Here is an 18,089-nt window from a genome sequence, read left to right as displayed (position 1 = left end):
CATGAGCGAATTCAAACGAATCCCCCCGGAACAGGCCCAGGCCCTGCGTGAACAAGGTGCTGTCGTGGTCGACGTGCGCGACCCGGCGACTTTTGCCGCTCTGCATATCAGCGGTTCGAAGCATCTGGACAACCATTCTCTGCACGCCTTCATTCAAGGCGCCGACCTTGATGCCCCGACCGTCGTCGTCTGCTACCACGGCAACTCCAGCCAGGGTGCTGCGGCCTATCTGATCAGCCAAGGCTTCTCCGACGTCTACAGCATGGACGGCGGCTTTGAGTTATGGCGTACGACTTATCCTGCAGAAACCGCGCAAGGCACCGCCGAATAATTTTTTTGTCACGCGCAGGCCCCGGCTGCCTTGGGCCTGCGCGCGGCAGACGAACGGTCAGAGACAACTAATTACGTATCTGCCCTTTACCTCCCGAATTCCCAACTATCCTTAAGCCCAGGCCATCCAAAACAGGGGAGAGCCGGTACACCGGCGCACGGGTCATCGGGAGTGACTTTCGCGATTGTCGATCGCGGAAGTGTTCTGGGGGGTAAACAAACAGCCGCCAAAACGGTTGTTTGCCAGCATCGACTGAGTGATCCGGCGTCGGCTCCACGTATCGAGCGAGGTGACGTCATGAGTATCTTTAGCCACTTCCAACAACGCTTCGAGTCCACACGCCAGGAAGAACTCTCGCTGCAAGAGTACCTGGAGCTGTGCAAGAAAGACCGTAGCGCCTACGTTTCCGCCGCCGAGCGTCTATTACTGGCCATCGGTGAGCCGGAACTGCTCGACACCTCGACTAACTCGAGGCTGTCACGCATCTTCTCCAACAAGGTGATTCGTCGCTATCCGGCCTTTGAAGACTTCCACGGGATGGAAGAATGCATCGACCAGATCGTCTCGTATTTCCGCCATGCCGCCCAAGGCCTGGAAGAGAAGAAGCAAATCCTTTATCTGCTCGGCCCCGTCGGCGGCGGTAAATCATCCCTGGCCGAGAAGCTGAAACAGCTGATCGAGAAAGTGCCCTTCTACGCGATCAAGGGCTCGCCCGTGTTCGAATCGCCACTGGGTCTGTTCAACGCCACCGAAGATGGCGCGATCCTCGAAGAAGACTTCGGCATCCCACGGCGCTACCTGAACACCATCATGTCGCCATGGGCAACCAAACGCCTGGCCGAATTCGGCGGCGACATCAGCCAGTTCCGCGTGGTCAAACTGTACCCGTCGATCCTCAACCAGATCGCCGTGGCCAAGACCGAACCGGGTGACGAGAACAACCAGGACATCTCGGCGCTGGTCGGTAAGGTCGACATCCGCAAACTCGAGGAATACCCACAGAACGACGCCGACGCCTACAGCTACTCCGGTGCGCTGTGCCGGGCCAACCAGGGCCTGATGGAATTCGTCGAAATGTTCAAGGCACCGATCAAGGTGCTGCACCCGTTGCTGACCGCCACACAGGAAGGTAACTACAACAGTACCGAAGGTCTTGGCGCGATTCCGTTTACCGGGATCCTGCTCGCCCACTCCAACGAATCGGAATGGCACACCTTCCGTAACAACAAGAACAACGAAGCGTTCATCGACCGGATCTACATCGTCAAAGTGCCGTATTGCCTGCGCGTCAGCGACGAAGTGAAGATCTACGACAAACTGCTGTTCAACAGTTCTCTGGCCAAAGCCCATTGCGCACCTGACACCCTGAAGATGCTCGCGCAGTTCACCGTGCTGTCGCGCCTCAAGGAGCCGGAAAACTCCAACATTTATTCGAAGATGCGCGTCTACGACGGCGAAAACCTCAAGGACACCGATCCGAAAGCCAAGTCGATCCAGGAATATCGCGACTCGGCAGGCGTCGACGAGGGCATGAACGGTCTGTCGACCCGCTTCGCGTTCAAGATCCTGTCCAAGGTCTTCAACTTCGATCCGCATGAAATCGCCGCCAACCCGGTGCACCTGCTCTATGTGCTGGAACAGCAGATCGAACAGGAGCAATTCCAGGCCGAAACCCGCGAGCGCTACCTGCGCTACCTGAAGGAATACCTGGCGCCGCGTTATATCGAATTCATCGGCAAGGAGATCCAGACCGCTTACCTCGAGTCTTACAGCGAGTACGGCCAGAACATCTTCGACCGCTACGTGCTGTACGCGGATTTCTGGATTCAGGATCAGGAGTACCGCGATCCGGAAACCGGCGAGATTCTCAACCGCGTGGCGCTGAACGAAGAACTGGAGAAAATCGAGAAACCGGCCGGCATCAGCAATCCGAAGGATTTCCGCAACGAGATCGTCAACTTCGTATTGCGCGCCCGCGCCAACAACAACGGCAAGAACCCGACCTGGCTCAGCTACGAAAAACTGCGCGTGGTCATCGAGAAGAAAATGTTCTCGAACACCGAGGATCTGCTGCCAGTCATCAGCTTCAACGCCAAGGCCAGCAAGGAGGATCAGCAAAAGCACAACGACTTCGTCACTCGAATGGTCGAACGCGGCTACACCGACAAACAGGTACGTCTGCTGTCCGAATGGTACCTACGGGTCCGGAAATCGCAGTAAAACAGCTACAAGCTTCAAGCTACGGGCTGCAAGAAAAAAGCAGATGAACCCTGACCCATGGGCAACCGCTTCTTCTTGCAGCTCGCAGCTCACAACTTGAAGCTGCCCGGAGGGCCACGTATGAGCTATGTGATCGACCGACGTCTGAATGGCAAGAACAAGAGCACGGTGAACCGCCAGCGTTTCCTGCGGCGTTACCGTGACCACATCAAAAAGGCTGTCGAAGAGGCGGTCAGCCGGCGTTCCATTACCGATATGGAACACGGCGAACAGATCAGCATTCCCGGTCGCGACATCGACGAACCGGTGCTTCACCACGGCCGTGGCGGCAAGCAGACCGTGGTTCATCCCGGCAACAAGGAATTCACCGCCGGCGAGCATATTGCCCGCCCACCGGGAGGTGGCGGCGGACGTGGTCCCGGCAAGGCTGGCAATTCCGGCGAGGGCATGGACGAGTTCGTCTTCCAGATCACCCAGGAAGAATTCCTCGAATTCATGTTCGAAGACCTCGAACTGCCGAACCTGGTCAAACGTAACCTCAGCGGCACCGACACCTTCAAGACCGTTCGTGCCGGGATCAGTAACGAAGGTAACCCGTCACGCATCAACATCATCCGCACGCTGCGCTCGGCTCATGCGCGACGCATTGCCCTGTCTGGCAGCAGTCGGGCAAAACTGCGCGAAGTCAAAGAAGAACTTGAGCGCCTGAGACGCGAAGAGCCGGACAACTTCGGCGATATTCAGGAACTCGAAGCGGAAATCGAAAAGCTCAGCGCGCGCATCCATCGCGTGCCGTTCCTCGATACCTTCGACTTGAAGTACAACTTGCTGATCAAACAGCCCAACCCCAGTTCGAAAGCGGTGATGTTCTGTCTGATGGACGTCTCCGGCTCCATGACCCAGGCGACCAAGGACATCGCCAAACGCTTTTTCATCCTGTTGTACCTGTTCCTGAAACGGAATTACGACAAGATCGACGTGGTATTCATCCGCCATCACACCAGCGCTCGGGAAGTCGACGAAGAAGAGTTTTTCTATTCCCGGGAAACCGGCGGCACCATCGTGTCCAGCGCCTTGAAACTGATGCAGGAGATCATGGCCGAGCGTTACCCGAGCAACGAGTGGAACATCTACGCAGCCCAGGCTTCCGACGGTGACAACTGGAACGACGACTCGCCAATCTGCCGCGACATCCTGATCAACCAGATCATGCCGTTTGTGCAGTACTACACTTACGTGGAGATCACCCCGCGCGAACATCAGGCATTGTGGTACGAGTACGAACGCATCGCCGAAGCCTTTTCTGACACTTTTGCCCAGCAGCAACTGGTCTCGGCCGGGGATATCTATCCGGTCTTCCGTGAACTCTTCCAGCGCAGGTTAGTGACATGACCGCCAAAGAGCAGAAGCGCCAACCCATTTCCACCGGCTCCGAATGGACATTCGAGCTGATCCAGACCTACGACCGCGAAATCGCCCGGATCGCGGCCCGCTATGCCCTGGATACCTATCCCAACCAGATCGAAGTGATCACCGCCGAGCAAATGATGGATGCGTACGCCTCGGTGGGCATGCCACTGGGTTATCACCACTGGTCCTACGGCAAACACTTCCTCAGCACCGAAAAATCCTACAGCCGTGGGCAGATGGGCCTGGCCTACGAAATCGTGATCAACTCCGATCCGTGCATTGCTTACCTGATGGAAGAGAACACCATCTGCATGCAGGCGCTGGTGGTGGCGCACGCGTGCTACGGCCACAACAGCTTCTTCAAGGGCAATTACCTGTTTCGTACCTGGACCGATGCCAGCTCAATCATCGATTATCTGGTGTTCGCCAAGCAGTACATCATGCAGTGCGAAGAACGCCACGGCATCGATGCGGTGGAAGACCTGCTCGACTCCTGCCATGCCCTGATGAACTACGGCGTCGATCGCTACAAGCGTCCTTATCCGATTTCCGCCGAAGAGGAGCGCCGGCGGCAGAAAGATCGCGAAGAGCACATGCAAAAGCAGATCAACGATCTGTGGCGCACCATTCCCAAAGGCGCGGACAAATACAGCGACAGGGACAACGCGCGCTTCCCGGCCGAGCCGCAGGAAAACATCCTCTACTTCATCGAGAAACATGCGCCGCTGCTGGAGCCGTGGCAGCGCGAAATCGTGCGTATCGTGCGCAAGATCGCCCAGTATTTTTATCCACAACGCCAGACCCAGGTCATGAACGAAGGCTGGGCAACGTTCTGGCACTACACGCTGATGAACGACCTGTACGACGAAGGCCTGGTCACCGACGGTTTCATGATGGAATTTCTCACTTCGCACACCAGCGTGGTGTTCCAGCCGGGTTTCGACAGCCCCTATTACAACGGGATCAACCCTTATGCACTGGGCTTCGCCATGTACCGTGACATTCGGCGCATGTGTGAAGAACCAACCGAGGAAGATCGTCACTGGTTCCCGGAAATTGCCGGTACGGACTGGCTATCGACCATCAAGTTCGCCATGAGCAGCTTCAAGGATGAGAGTTTCATCCTGCAATACCTGTCACCGAAAGTGATCCGTGATCTGAAGTTATTCAGCATCATGGATGACGATCAGAAGGACGACTTGTTGGTGCCTGCAATTCATGATGAACCCGGCTACCGGATCATTCGCGAAACCCTGGCCGCGCAATACAACCTCGGCAATCGTGAACCGAACGTGCAGATTTACAGCATTGATCGGCGCGGCGACCGCTCACTGACCCTGCGTCACCAACAGCATGATCGTAAACCGCTGGGAGACTCCACCGAAGAAGTACTTAAACACCTGCATCGCCTGTGGGGCTTTGATATCCATCTGGAAACCCTGCAAGGCGACCAGATCATGAAAACTCATCACGTTCCACCACGCAGTGACCACAGCGAAGGGGATTACGGTCGACTTGACCTCGCCGTCATTCATCTTTGATCCGGTTCCGACCTCCGAAAGTCTGACGCAAGGGTTATCCTGTCGGGCTAACGGAGGTTTTTTATGCAGATTTTCAAGGTTGGCGGCGCCGTACGTGATCGCTTGCTGGGCAAACCGGTTACTGACATCGATTGGGTGGTGGTCGGCGCTACCACGGAAGAAATGCTCGCCAAGGGCTATCGCCCGGTGGGCGCGGATTTCCCGGTGTTTCTTCATCCCAAAAGCGGCGAGGAATACGCCCTCGCCCGCACCGAGCGCAAGAGCGGGCGCGGTTATGGCGGCTTCACCTTTCACGCCAGCCCCGAAGTAACGCTTGAAGAAGACCTGATTCGTCGCGACCTGACGATCAATGCCATGGCCGAGGACGACCAGCAGAATCTGACCGATCCGTACCATGGCCAGCGCGATCTTGATGCGAGAATCCTGCGCCACGTTTCCCCGGCGTTCGCCGAAGATCCTCTGCGGGTATTGCGCGTTGCCCGCTTCGCCGCGCGCTATGCCGAGCTCGGTTTCACGGTCGCGCCAGAGACGCGGGAATTAATGCGTCAACTCAGCGACTCCGGCGAACTGGAGGCGCTGACCGCCGAACGCAGCTGGAAGGAAATCTCCCGCGCCTTGATGGAAGATCAGCCGCAGGTGTTCATTCAGGTGCTGCGCGACTGCGGCGCGCTTAAAGTACTGATGCCAGAGGTCGACGCGCTGTTTGGCGTGCCACAACCGGAAGCCCATCATCCGGAAATCGACACCGGCCTGCACACGCTCAGCGTTCTGGAGCAATCGGCGCTGTACAAACAACCGCTGACAGTACGCTGGGCTTGCCTGCTGCACGATCTCGGTAAAGGTCTGACCCCGGAAGAACAGTGGCCGCGACACATCGCCCATGAGCACACGGGGTTGAAGCTGATCAAAGCGGTCAACGAACGCTTTAAGGCACCAAAGGATTGTCAGGAATTGGCGCTACTGGTCGGCAAGTACCATACCCATGGCCATCGGGCGCTGGAACTGAAGGCTTCGACATTGCTGGAGTTGCTGCAGAGTTTTGACGTGTATCGTCGGCCACAGCGGTTTGAAGAGTTCATCGTCGCATGCGAAATGGACGCCCGAGGCCGCAAAGGGCTGGAGCAGAGAAATTATCCACAGGCGGATTATTTGCGGGGTGCGGCGAAGGCCGCGCGGGAAGTCGCAGTGCAGCCGTTGCTGGAGAAGGGATTCAAGGGACCGGAACTGGGCGAAGCGCTGAAGCGTGAACGACTGAGGGCGTTGAAGGCTTACAAAGAGGCGGCGTCAGTCTGAAAACCTTCGCAAACAACCTCGCTCCCAAATTGGAATAGGGCCCACTGTGGGAGCGAGCTTGCTCGCGAAGACGCCAGTCAAGTCAACTCAGATCTGAAGAGGTTAACTGCTGACCACGCCACTCGAACGCTACTGGCGCCAGCACCTGATCAATCTGCGCCTCTGCCCACAACGTCGCGAAGCTTTTTCCCACACTCGGATGTACGCGATCCGGCGCAATCAGTGACAGCGGCCACAACACAAAAGCATTTTTCAGAATCTCGGCACGTGGCAAAACCAGCCCGTCGAAACTCCCCGCCAGCTCGCCATACAGCAGCACGTCGATATCCAGCGGCAAACCCTTGCGATCAGGCGCGTAACGACCGTTATCCGCCTCGATGAATTTCAAGCGTCGATCCAGCTCCATCAACGGCAGGTCGGTATACGCCGACACTACAAAATTGAAGAACGGCCCACTCTTGATCCCCACAGGCGCGCTCTCGAACACCGCCGAACAGCGGATATCCACCAGAAACGTCGCCAATGCGTCGAGTCCGGCACGCAAATGGATTTCGCGCTCGATATTACTGCCGAGCCCTAAGTAGACCTGAGTCAGCGACATCCGCGCTCGATCTCCACGCCCACACCGCCCTTCGCGGCCGGTACAGCGCCAGGCTTGGTCAACTTCAGCCGCACCCACGTGATGTTGAATTCGCTCATCAGCACTTCGACCAGACGCTCGGCAAAGGTCTCGACCAACTGAAACTGCGCTTGCTCGGCAAAAGCCTGAATCCGCGTGGAAACGCTGGCGTAGTCGAGCGCCAGGGTCAGGTCGTCACCGGCAGCGGCCGGGCGATTGTCCCAGGCGAAGCTCAGATCAAGTCGCAGGCACTGTCGGATGCCGCGCTCCCAGTCGTAGGCACCAATGACGGTGTCGACTTCCAGGCCCTCGATAAACACTCTGTCCAAGCACTTTTCTCCGCTGCACGACAAGGGCGCAATGCGCCGTTAGAATCAGGGCGTCCTCGCCCGGAATAGTTAGCATGTTTTGGTTACTGGCGACTATCGCCTACCTGCTCGGCTCGCTGTCCTTCGCCATTTTGCTCAGCCGCCTGACCGGAAATCCGGACCCGCGAATGAGTGGCTCGGGCAATGCCGGCGCCACCAACATGCTGCGCCTGGCCGGTCGCAAACTGGCGATCCTGACCCTGCTCGGTGATCTGTGCAAAGGCCTGGTGCCGGTGCTGATCGCCTCGGCAGCAGGTCTTTCGCTACAGGATCAGGCGTGGATTGGCGTATGCGCCGTGATCGGTCACCTGTTCCCGCTGTACTTTCGCTTCCGTGGCGGCAAAGGTGTCGCCACCGCTGCCGGCATGCTCCTGGGCCTGTATCCGCCTGCAGCACTGCTGGCAGTATGCGCCTGGTTGCTGACGTTTTACCTGACCCGCACCAGCTCGCTGGCGGCACTGATCGCCACGCCGCTGACCCTGCCGTTGCTGGCCTGGCAGGAACCGGAAGCGCTGTTGCCGATGAGCGCACTGACCTTGCTGATCGTCTGGCGCCACCGCGGCAATCTACGCGACCTGTTTGCCGGGCGCGAACGGCATTTTTAAATTCCGGCCATGAACGCCGCTCATCACAACGCCGATAACTGCTCCATCGGCCAGCGCGCCTGCACGCTGATCGCCAGACTTTCCTGCTGACCCGCCTGCAAACGCTGGCAACCGGCAAACGCGATCATCGCGCCATTGTCGGTGCAGAACTCGGGGCGGGCGTAAAACACATCGCCCTTCATGTCGCCGAGCATCTTTTCCAACGAAACCCGCAAGGCCTTGTTGGCACTGACGCCACCAGCGATCACCAGACGCTTCATGCCGGCCTGTTTCAGGGCACGCTTGCACTTGATGGTCAAAGTCTCCACCACGGCCTGCTGGAACGCCAGCGCGATGTCGCAACGGGCTTGCTCGTTGTCGTCCCCGGCGCTGACGCACTGCTGCCAGGCGTTGAGCGCAGAGGTTTTCAGACCACTGAAGCTGAATTGCAGACCCGGGCGATCACACATCGGACGTGGAAAGGTGAAACGTCCTGCAACGCCCTTCTCCGCCAACTTGGCGATTTCCGGCCCGCCCGGATAATTCAGGCCCATCATCTTCGCGGTTTTGTCGAACGCTTCGCCGGCGGCATCGTCGAGCGTCTCGCCAAGCAAGCTGTATTGGCCAATGCCATCGACCTGAACCAGCTGCGTATGACCACCGGAAACCAACAAAGCGACGAACGGGAATTCCGGCGGTTTTGGCTCGAGCATCGGCGCCAGCAAGTGGCCTTCCATGTGATGCACGCCCAGCGCCGGAATGCCCCAGGCAAACGCCAGTGCCTGGGCGCAGGAAGCCCCCACGAGCAATGCGCCAACCAGCCCAGGACCCGCGGTATAGGCGATCGCATCGATCTCGGTCGGCACGCAGTCCGCCTCGGCCAAGACCTGACGGATCAAGGGCAGCATGCGTTTGACGTGGTCACGCGAGGCCAGCTCCGGCACCACACCGCCATAAGCGCGGTGCAGGTCGATCTGGCTGAACAGTGCGTCAGCCAAGAGGCCGCGTTCACTGTCATATAATGCGACGCCGGTTTCGTCGCAGGAGGTTTCTAATCCCAGTACTAGCATGGGTTTGCGCCTTGTTTAGGCTGACTTCGAAGGCGCGCATAATAGTCGCCGCGTGATGCCCCGACCAGCGGTTTTCGATCAGAGGCTTTGCATTCCGAGCGATGAGGGGTTAACATCCGCAACCCTTAAAAACCGACGTCTTCAAGTGCTCTTTTGCCGCGAGGATGTTGACCCCGGTAATGAATGAAGGTAGCTCTGGATGCCAGCCGTCAAAGTTAAAGAGAACGAACCCTTCGACGTAGCTCTGCGTCGTTTCAAGCGCTCCTGCGAAAAAGCCGGTGTACTGGCTGAAGTTCGTAGCCGCGAATTTTACGAGAAGCCAACTTCTGAGCGTAAGCGCAAAGCAGCAGCCGCTGTTAAGCGTCACGCCAAGAAAGTTCAGCGCGAACAGCGCCGCGCCGTTCGTCTGTACTAATACACAGACGTTCGTAGCAAGCTTCTTGCCTAAGCCCGGCTCTCAGCCGGGCTAATGGCATTTGCGTAAAACGCTTGATGCTTCACCGTCGAAGCCGCACACGCGACCGAGACAAATCTGCTTCACGCGTCAGACCTGGCTCTTTTGCCAGCGGTGCACGTCTTTTCTGACGAGCCTTTCAAGGCTACTGACGAGCACACCCACTGATTCCTCTTACGACGATCAGCCCAAGGCACCTGCATGCGTGCCCGCTTTATTGAGCTATCCGAGGCCCTTTATCGGCCGCCAGCGGATTCAGCGCAACACTTTCAAATAGTCGAAGACTGATTGGTACTAACGTCAGTGGATTTTCGGCAGATACACTTCCCGACAGCGATTACGCAGACGACACCGGTCGAGCCGCATATTTTGCGTGCCTACAGTAACGACCCGCGTCCGAATGCCCTTCGTATCGGACCATTTACAGCGCAGACGATGAGAACGCCATGGCCGGGCTGATACCCCAGAGCTTCATTGACGACCTGCTGAACCGCACCGACATCGTCGACGTGGTCAGCTCGCGCGTGCAATTGAAGAAGGCCGGCAAGAACTACACCGCCTGCTGCCCGTTCCACAAAGAGAAAACCCCGTCATTCAGCGTCAGCCCCGACAAGCAGTTCTACTACTGCTTCGGCTGCGGCGCCGGCGGCAATGCCCTCGGTTTTCTCATGGATCACGACAACCTGGATTTCCCCCAGGCTGTTGAAGATCTGGCCAAAGCCGCCGGCATGGAAATTCCCCGCGAAGAAAGCGGCCGCGAGCGCAAGCCACGGCAACCGACCGATTCGCCGCTCTACCCGCTGCTCAACGCCGCCGCTGACTTTTACAAGCAGGCGCTCAAGAGCCATCCCGCCCGCAAGGCTGCCGTGGATTACCTCAAGGGCCGCGGCCTGACCGGCGAAATCGCCCGCGACTTCGGTCTCGGCTTCGCGCCGCCGGGCTGGGACAACCTGTTCAAACACTTGAGCAGCGACACACTTCAGCAAAAAGCCATGATCGACGCCGGCCTGCTGATCGAGAACGCCGAAACCGGCAAACGCTATGACCGCTTCCGCGATCGCGTGATGTTCCCGATCCGCGATACCCGTGGGCGGATAATCGCTTTCGGCGGCCGCGTACTCGGCGACGACAAGCCGAAGTACCTGAACTCACCGGAAACCCCGGTCTTCCATAAAGGCCAGGAGCTCTACGGCCTTTATGAAGCGCGCAAGAACAACCGCAACCTCGACGAAATCATTGTCGTCGAAGGGTATATGGACGTCATCGCCCTCGCCCAGCAAGGCCTGAAGAATGCCGTCGCGACGCTGGGCACCGCGACCAGCGAAGAACATTTGAAGCGTCTGTTCCGCGTCGTACCGAACGTATTGTTCTGTTTCGACGGCGACCAGGCCGGCCGTAACGCCGCATGGCGAGCTTTGGAAGCAACGCTGTCGAGCCTGCAGGATGGGCGCCGGGCGCGATTCCTGTTCCTGCCGGAAGGCGAAGACCCGGATACCCTGGTGCGCGCCGAAGGCACTGACGCCTTCAAGGCCCGGATCAATCAGCACGCGCAACCGCTGGCGGATTATTTCTTCCAGCAACTGACCGAAGAGGCCGACCCGCGCTCGCTCGAAGGCAAGGCCCATATGGCTACCCTCGCCGCACCGTTGATCGACAAAGTGCCGGGCGCCAACCTGCGTATCCTGATGCGTCAGCGCCTGACCGAAATCACCGGCCTGAGCAGCGAAACTGTCAGCCAGCTCGCACAAAATGCGCCGCAGGAAGCGCCGCCCGCCTACGATCCTGGCATCGATTACGACGCAATGCCGGACTACAGCGACTACCATCAGCCGCAGGCACAAGACATGTATGTGCCGCAGCAGGAGTGGACGCCAAAGAAACCCGGCGCCGGCGGCAAGAAGTGGGACAAGAAGCCCTGGGACAAAAACGGCAAGCGTGGCGGCGATCGTGACCAACAACGCCCGCGCACGCCGATCGGCGTCGAATCGCCGACCCTGACCGCCCTGCGCACCTTGCTGCATCACCCGCAATTGGCCGAGCGCGTTGAAGACGCCGGACACATTGCGGACGAAAATCAGACCAACGCCCAGTTGCTTGTGGCGCTGCTCGAAGCCGTACAGAAGAATCCCAAGCTAAACTCATTTCAGTTGATCGCGCGATGGCACGGCACTGAACAGGGTCGCCTGCTCAAGGCACTGGCAGAAAAGGAATGGCTGATTGACGGAGATAACCTTGAACAACAGTTTTTCGACACCATTACTAGCTTGTCAGCCCGCCAACGCGAGCGAAATCTGGAACAGTTGCTCAGGAAAGCGCGTCAAAGCGAACTGAGCATTGAAGAGAAAAACCAACTGCGCGACCTATTAAGTCGCAATGTTTCCGCATCAAACCCGACCTCAACTGGCGCGTGAGGTCATAGCTCAGGTATAATCCTCGGCTTGTTTTTTGCCCGCCAAGACCTTCAGTGGATAGGGTGTTATGTCCGGAAAAGCGCAACAGCAGTCTCGTATTATTGAGTTGATCAAACTGGGTCGTGAGCAGAAGTATCTGACTTACGCCGAGGTCAACGACCACCTGCCCGAGGATATTTCAGATCCTGAGCAGGTGGAAGACATCATCCGCATGATTAACGACATGGGGATCCCCGTACACGAGAGTGCTCCGGATGCGGACGCCCTTATGTTGGCCGACGCCGATACCGACGAGGCCGCTGCGGAAGAAGCAGCCGCCGCGTTGGCAGCGGTGGAGACCGATATCGGTCGCACCACTGACCCAGTGCGCATGTACATGCGTGAAATGGGTACGGTCGAGCTTCTGACTCGTGAAGGCGAAATCGAAATCGCCAAGCGTATCGAAGAGGGCATCCGTGAAGTGATGAGCGCAATCGCGCACTTCCCTGGCACGGTTGACCACATTCTCTCCGAGTACACTCGCGTCACCACCGAAGGTGGTCGCCTGTCCGACGTTCTGAGCGGTTATATCGACCCGGACGACGGCATTGCGCCGCCTGCCGAAGTGCCGCCGCCTGTCGAAGCGAAAGTGGCGAAAGCCGACGACGAGACCGACGACGATGAAGCCGAATCTTCCGATGACGAAGAAGAAGCCGAAAGCGGTCCCGATCCGGTCATCGCTGCCCAGCGCTTTGGCGCCGTGGCTGACCAGATGGAAATCACCCGCAAGGCCCTGAAAAAGCACGGTCGCAACAACAAGGCAGCGATTGCCGAGTTGCTTGTACTGGCCGAGCTGTTCATGCCGATCAAACTGGTACCGAAGCAATTCGAAGGCCTGGTCGAGCGTGTTCGCGGCGCCTTGGATCGTCTGCGTCAGCAAGAGCGTGCGATCATGCAACTGTGTGTACGTGATGCACGTATGCCACGCGCCGATTTCCTGCGTCAGTTCCCGAGCAACGAAGTCGACGAAAGCTGGTCCGACGCCCTGGCCAAAGGCAAGAGCAAGTACGCCGAAGCCATCGGTCGCGTGCAGCCGGACATCATTCGTTGCCAGCAGAAACTGATCGCGCTGGAAACCGAAACCGGTCTGACCATCGCAGAAATCAAGGACATCAACCGTCGCATGTCGATCGGTGAGGCCAAGGCCCGCCGCGCGAAGAAAGAGATGGTTGAAGCCAACTTGCGTCTGGTGATCTCGATCGCCAAGAAGTACACCAACCGCGGCCTGCAATTCCTCGATCTGATCCAGGAAGGCAACATCGGTCTGATGAAAGCGGTGGACAAGTTCGAATACCGTCGTGGTTACAAGTTCTCGACGTATGCCACCTGGTGGATCCGTCAGGCGATCACTCGCTCGATCGCCGACCAGGCCCGCACCATCCGTATTCCGGTGCACATGATCGAGACGATCAACAAGCTCAACCGCATTTCCCGGCAGATGTTGCAGGAAATGGGTCGCGAACCGACCCCGGAAGAGCTGGGCGAACGCATGGAAATGCCTGAGGACAAGATCCGCAAGGTATTGAAGATCGCTAAAGAGCCGATCTCCATGGAAACGCCGATCGGTGATGACGAAGACTCCCATCTGGGTGACTTCATCGAAGACTCGACCATGCAGTCGCCAATCGATGTCGCCACTGTTGAGAGCCTGAAAGAAGCGACTCGCGAAGTACTGTCCGGCCTCACTGCCCGTGAAGCCAAAGTACTGCGCATGCGTTTCGGTATCGACATGAACACCGACCATACGCTCGAAGAAGTGGGCAAACAGTTTGACGTAACGCGTGAGCGGATCCGTCAGATCGAAGCCAAGGCGTTGCGCAAGCTGCGCCACCCGACGCGAAGCGAGCATCTGCGCTCCTTCCTCGACGAGTGATACCAGAACCCCCGGCCCAGGCCGGGGGTTTTGTTTATATGGCAGATTAAATCCTTCGCAACACCCCTCCCCCGCATACCCCGTCTACACTCGAAACAATCATCCCCGAGCCATAACGAGAGCGTTATGCCCAGATTGGCGTCCGTGCTTTTTTTGCTGTCACTGATGACCTGGACCGCAACGGCTGACGCGCTGACTCTGACCGATGAAGAACGTAGCTGGCTGGCGGCTCACCCGGACTTGCGCCTCGGCGTGGACGCGTCGTGGCCGCCGTTTGAGTTTCGTGACGATCAAAACCGTTATCAAGGGCTGGCGTCCGATTACATTGATGTCATTCGCCAACGCCTGGCAATCAAGCTCACCCCTATTGAGCCGGTGAGCTGGACGGTTGTGCTGGAACAGGTGAAACAGGGCAAGATCGACCTGTTGCCGGGGATCATGTCCACACCGGAGCGCCAGACCTATCTGTCATTCACCCGCCCTTATCTCGACTTCCCGATTGTCATCCTCGCTCACATCGGCGGTGTACAACCGCGCAAGCTCGATGATCTGTACGGTCTGAAGATCGCCGTGGTGGAAAACTACGCGCCTCACGAATTGCTGCGTACCCACCATCCGGATCTGAATCTGGTCGCCATGCCCAACGTCAGTTCAGCATTGCAGGCACTGGCGACCGATGAAGTGGATGCCGTGGTCGGCGACCTTGCATCCAGCGTCTGGAGCTTGCGCCAGTTGAAACTTGACGGCTTGTACGTCAGCGGTGAAACCCCGTATCGCTACCAACTGGCAATGGGCGTGCCCCGTGACAACAAAATGCTGGTGGGGATTCTGGACAAAGTCCTGGCCGATATGACCCCGGCTGAAATCAGCAGCATTCAAGAGCACTGGGTGGGCAACGTCCTCGATCATCGGACATTCTGGTCTGATCTTCTGATTTACGGCTTGCCCGGTCTGGTATTGCTAGTCATCATTCTGGCGGTGGTGATCCGTATCAATCGCCGCCTGAGCTCGGAGATCGCCCGACGCATTGACCTCGAACAGGAACTGCGCAGCAGCGAATATCACTATCGCGGCCTGGTGGAGAGCCTGTCAGCCATTGCATGGGAAGCGCGAATGAGCGACTTCACCTACAGCTATGTTTCGCCGCACGCCGAAGACCTGCTCGGCTATCCGCTGGCGCATTGGCTGATTCCAGGGTTCTGGCGCAACATCATCCATCCGGCGGACCTTACCCGCGCCCAAAGCTTTTGCGATCACGAAGTATTGGCCGGGCGTGATCACAGCCTCGATTACCGAGTGATCACAGCCGATGGTCGCTGCCTGTGGGTGCGCGACATCGTCAGCCTGATCGAACACGGCCACGAACCGGTGATGCGCGGGTTGATGATCGACATCAGCGAAACCAAGCGCACCGAAGAAGCCCTGCGTCTGTCGGAGCAGAAATTCGCCTCGGTGTTCCAGCAATGCCCGGACATTCTGGTGATTGCGCGACTCTCCGACGGCTGCTTGCTGGAAGTCAACGAGGCGTTCGAGGAGCAGATCGGACTGAAAGCCGAGGACGTCATCGGCCAAACTGCTACTGACTTGAATATCTGGGGCATTCCCGGCGTTGGGCCCGGGCTGTTGCAGCGCTTGCAGGCTGGCAGCATCCGCAACCTGGAAATGCCCTTCCGGCGCAACAATGGTCAAGTGTTCACCGGACTGATCTCCGCCGAACCGTTCGACCTCGACACCACACCAGCGCTGGTTGTAGTGGTGCGCGACATCTCCCAACTCAAGGAAACCCAACAGCAACTGCAGACGTCGGAAGAGAAGTTTGCCAAGGCATTCCATGCGTCGCCGGACGGCCTGCTGCTGTCGCGTCAAAGCGACGGACTGCTGCTGGAAGTCAACGAAGGTTTCAGCCGCATCACCGGCTTCAACAGCGCGATGTCGGTGGATCGCTCGGCACTGGACCTGGGAATCTGGGTCAACCTCAACGAACGCAAGCAGATGCTCGACCTGCTGCATCGCGACGGCTTTGTCCGTGATTTCAGCTGTCATATCCGCCGCAGTGACGGGCAGATCCGCCTCTGCGAAGTGTCCGCCCGTCCGCTACCGATCGGTGACGAAGACTGCATGCTGACCATCGCCCGGGACATTACTGAACGCCATCTGATGCAGGAAAAGTTGCAACAGGCCGCGACTGTATTCGAAAGCACAGCCGAAGGTGTATTGATCACCGATACCCAACAGCACATCAGCGCAGTCAACCGGGCTTTCACCGAGATCACCGGCTACAGCGAAAGCGAAGCACTCGGCCACACACCGCGCCTGCTCGCTTCAGGCCTGCACGACAGCGCGTTTTATGCGGCGATGTGGCACCAGTTGACCGACGAAGGTCACTGGCAAGGCGAGATCTCCAACCGGCGAAAAAACGGCGAGTTGTACCCCAGTTGGCTGACCATCAGCGCCGTACGTAACCGCGACAGATTCATCACCCACTTTGTCGCAGTATTTGCCGATATCTCCAGCCTCAAGCATGCACAGGCCAAACTCGATTATCAGGCTCACCACGACCCGCTCACCGGCCTGCCGAACCGTACGTTGTTCGAAAGCCGCTTGCTGATGGCACTGAACAGTCAGCAAGAAAACGGCGGTCAGGGCGCGGTACTGTTCCTTGATCTTGACCGCTTCAAACACATCAACGACAGCCTCGGCCATCCGGTCGGCGATCTGCTGCTCAAGGGCATCGCCGTGCGCCTGAAAGAACAGCTGCGCGACATCGACACCGTTGCCCGCCTGGGCGGTGACGAATTCATCATTCTGCTCCCCGGGCTGCAGCAAGCCAGTGACGCCGACAATCTCGCCACGAAACTGCTCAACTGCTTCGGTGCGCCGTTCCAGGCCGGCGAACACGAGTTTTTCATCAGCGCCAGCATCGGCACCAGCCTCTATCCGCGCGACGGTTGCGACGTGGCCACTCTGGTCAAAAACGCCGATGCGGCGATGTACCGCTCCAAAGCCAAAGGTCGCAATCGCGTCGAGAGCTACACCCGCGATCTGACAGCGCAAGCCATCGAACGCGTGGCACTGGAGCACGAATTGCGCCGCGCCATCGAGCGTGATGAGCTGTTCCTCTACTACCAACCGAAAATAAGCCTCGAAGATCACAGCCTGGTCGGCGCCGAAGCGCTGATTCGCTGGCGTCATCCGACCTTTGGCGAAGTGCCGCCAGAGCATTTCATTCCTTTGGCCGAAGAGAACGGGATGATCCTGCAGATCGGCGACTGGGTGCTGGAGACTGCCTGCCGGCAGATGTTCGAATGGAACCAGATCTACGACAGCCTCGGGCCACTGTCAGTCAACCTCGCTGGTGCGCAACTACGCCAGCCCAATCTGCTTGGGCGCATTGAACAACTGCTTAAGGAAAACCGCCTCAGACCAGATTTACTGCAACTGGAAATTACCGAAAATTTCATCATGAGTCAGGCTGAAGAGGCATTGTCGGTGCTGCATCAACTCAAGCACCTGGGCGTACAACTGGCAATCGACGACTTCGGCACCGGCTACTCCTCACTCAGTTACCTGAAACGCCTGCCGTTGGACATCCTCAAAATCGACCAGTCCTTCGTCCGCGGGCTGCCCGACGACCCCCACGATGCGGCGATTGTCCGAGCCATCATCGCCCTGGGCCGCAGCATGCAATTCACCGTGATCGCAGAAGGTGTGGAAACCCAGGCGCAACAACAATTCCTCGCGGCCGAGGGCTGCGAACAGATCCAGGGCTATATCGTCAGCCTGCCCCTGCCACCTGAAGAATTCGCTGCAACGTTTCTTCGTATTGCCGTATCGGATTTTTCGGATAGCACAGCCGAGAAACCGTCGCTATAATCC

At 58.1% G+C, this 18,089-nt stretch carries 13 protein-coding genes; 10 read left to right on the top strand and 3 right to left on the bottom strand.

Annotation, left to right across the window (positions count from 1 at the left end; translation table 11 throughout):
- Position 1 precedes the first annotated feature (1 nt).
- From glpE to GTU76_RS19275, 5 genes are all read left to right on the top strand, one after another.
- A complete protein-coding gene (gene glpE / locus GTU76_RS19295; protein ID WP_016983139.1) occupies positions 2 to 331 on the top strand; it encodes a thiosulfate sulfurtransferase GlpE in 330 nt (109 codons plus the stop codon).
- A gap of 297 nt (positions 332 to 628) precedes the next feature.
- Positions 629 to 2,551 carry a PrkA family serine protein kinase gene (locus GTU76_RS19290; protein WP_007910115.1) on the top strand — a complete coding sequence of 641 codons (1,923 nt, stop codon included), beginning with the start codon at positions 629 to 631 and terminating at the stop codon, positions 2,549 to 2,551.
- A 120-nt stretch (positions 2,552 to 2,671) separates the two neighbouring features.
- A complete protein-coding gene (locus GTU76_RS19285) occupies positions 2,672 to 3,943 on the top strand; it encodes a YeaH/YhbH family protein (protein ID WP_007910114.1) in 1,272 nt (423 codons plus the stop codon).
- Positions 3,940 to 5,502, top strand: coding sequence for a SpoVR family protein (locus GTU76_RS19280; RefSeq protein WP_175555469.1), 1,563 nt, complete (start codon positions 3,940 to 3,942; stop codon positions 5,500 to 5,502). The genes GTU76_RS19285 and GTU76_RS19280 overlap by 4 nt, the downstream gene beginning before the upstream one ends.
- A gap of 63 nt (positions 5,503 to 5,565) precedes the next feature.
- On the top strand, positions 5,566 to 6,795 hold the full coding sequence (locus tag GTU76_RS19275) for a multifunctional CCA addition/repair protein (protein WP_175555470.1): 1,230 nt from the start codon (positions 5,566 to 5,568) through the stop codon (positions 6,793 to 6,795).
- Positions 6,796 to 6,877: 82 nt separating this feature from the next.
- Here GTU76_RS19275 and folK read toward each other — a convergent pair whose 3' ends face one another.
- Together folK and folB are read right to left on the bottom strand one after the other, a co-directional pair.
- A complete protein-coding gene (gene folK / locus GTU76_RS19270; protein ID WP_016983143.1) occupies positions 6,878 to 7,396 on the bottom strand; it encodes a 2-amino-4-hydroxy-6-hydroxymethyldihydropteridine diphosphokinase in 519 nt (172 codons plus the stop codon).
- A complete protein-coding gene (gene folB, locus GTU76_RS19265; RefSeq protein WP_158953239.1) occupies positions 7,387 to 7,743 on the bottom strand; it encodes a dihydroneopterin aldolase in 357 nt (118 codons plus the stop codon). The genes folK and folB overlap by 10 nt, the downstream gene beginning before the upstream one ends.
- 74 nt (positions 7,744 to 7,817) lie before the next feature.
- Between folB and plsY the strand changes: the two genes are divergently transcribed.
- The gene (plsY, locus tag GTU76_RS19260; RefSeq protein ID WP_180699351.1) at positions 7,818 to 8,387 is read left to right on the top strand and encodes a glycerol-3-phosphate 1-O-acyltransferase PlsY; all 570 of its coding nucleotides are present in this window, start codon (positions 7,818 to 7,820) and stop codon (positions 8,385 to 8,387) included.
- A gap of 23 nt (positions 8,388 to 8,410) precedes the next feature.
- On the opposite strand, the gene tsaD is transcribed toward plsY, so the two are convergent.
- Complete coding sequence (gene tsaD / locus GTU76_RS19255; protein WP_034155077.1) at positions 8,411 to 9,436, bottom strand: tRNA (adenosine(37)-N6)-threonylcarbamoyltransferase complex transferase subunit TsaD; 1,026 nt, start codon at positions 9,434 to 9,436, stop codon at positions 8,411 to 8,413.
- Positions 9,437 to 9,635: 199 nt separating this feature from the next.
- On the opposite strand from tsaD, the gene rpsU reads away from it, so the two are divergent.
- From rpsU to GTU76_RS19235, 4 genes are all read left to right on the top strand, one after another.
- Complete coding sequence (gene rpsU / locus GTU76_RS19250) at positions 9,636 to 9,851, top strand: 30S ribosomal protein S21 (RefSeq protein ID WP_002551877.1); 216 nt, start codon at positions 9,636 to 9,638, stop codon at positions 9,849 to 9,851.
- 485 nt (positions 9,852 to 10,336) lie between these two features.
- Positions 10,337 to 12,301 carry a DNA primase gene (gene dnaG, locus GTU76_RS19245; RefSeq protein WP_180699350.1) on the top strand — a complete coding sequence of 655 codons (1,965 nt, stop codon included), beginning with the start codon at positions 10,337 to 10,339 and terminating at the stop codon, positions 12,299 to 12,301.
- A 67-nt stretch (positions 12,302 to 12,368) separates the two neighbouring features.
- Positions 12,369 to 14,213, top strand: coding sequence for an RNA polymerase sigma factor RpoD (rpoD, locus tag GTU76_RS19240; RefSeq protein WP_137217364.1), 1,845 nt, complete (start codon positions 12,369 to 12,371; stop codon positions 14,211 to 14,213).
- A gap of 126 nt (positions 14,214 to 14,339) precedes the next feature.
- Positions 14,340 to 18,086, top strand: a complete 3,747-nt coding sequence (locus GTU76_RS19235) for a bifunctional diguanylate cyclase/phosphodiesterase (RefSeq protein ID WP_180699349.1) — start codon at positions 14,340 to 14,342, stop codon at positions 18,084 to 18,086.
- Positions 18,087 to 18,089 lie beyond the last annotated feature (3 nt).

Source organism: Pseudomonas crudilactis, assembly GCF_013433315.1.
Classification (GTDB): domain Bacteria; phylum Pseudomonadota; class Gammaproteobacteria; order Pseudomonadales; family Pseudomonadaceae; genus Aquipseudomonas; species Aquipseudomonas crudilactis.
This window is presented reverse-complemented; position numbering and strand designations above follow the sequence as displayed.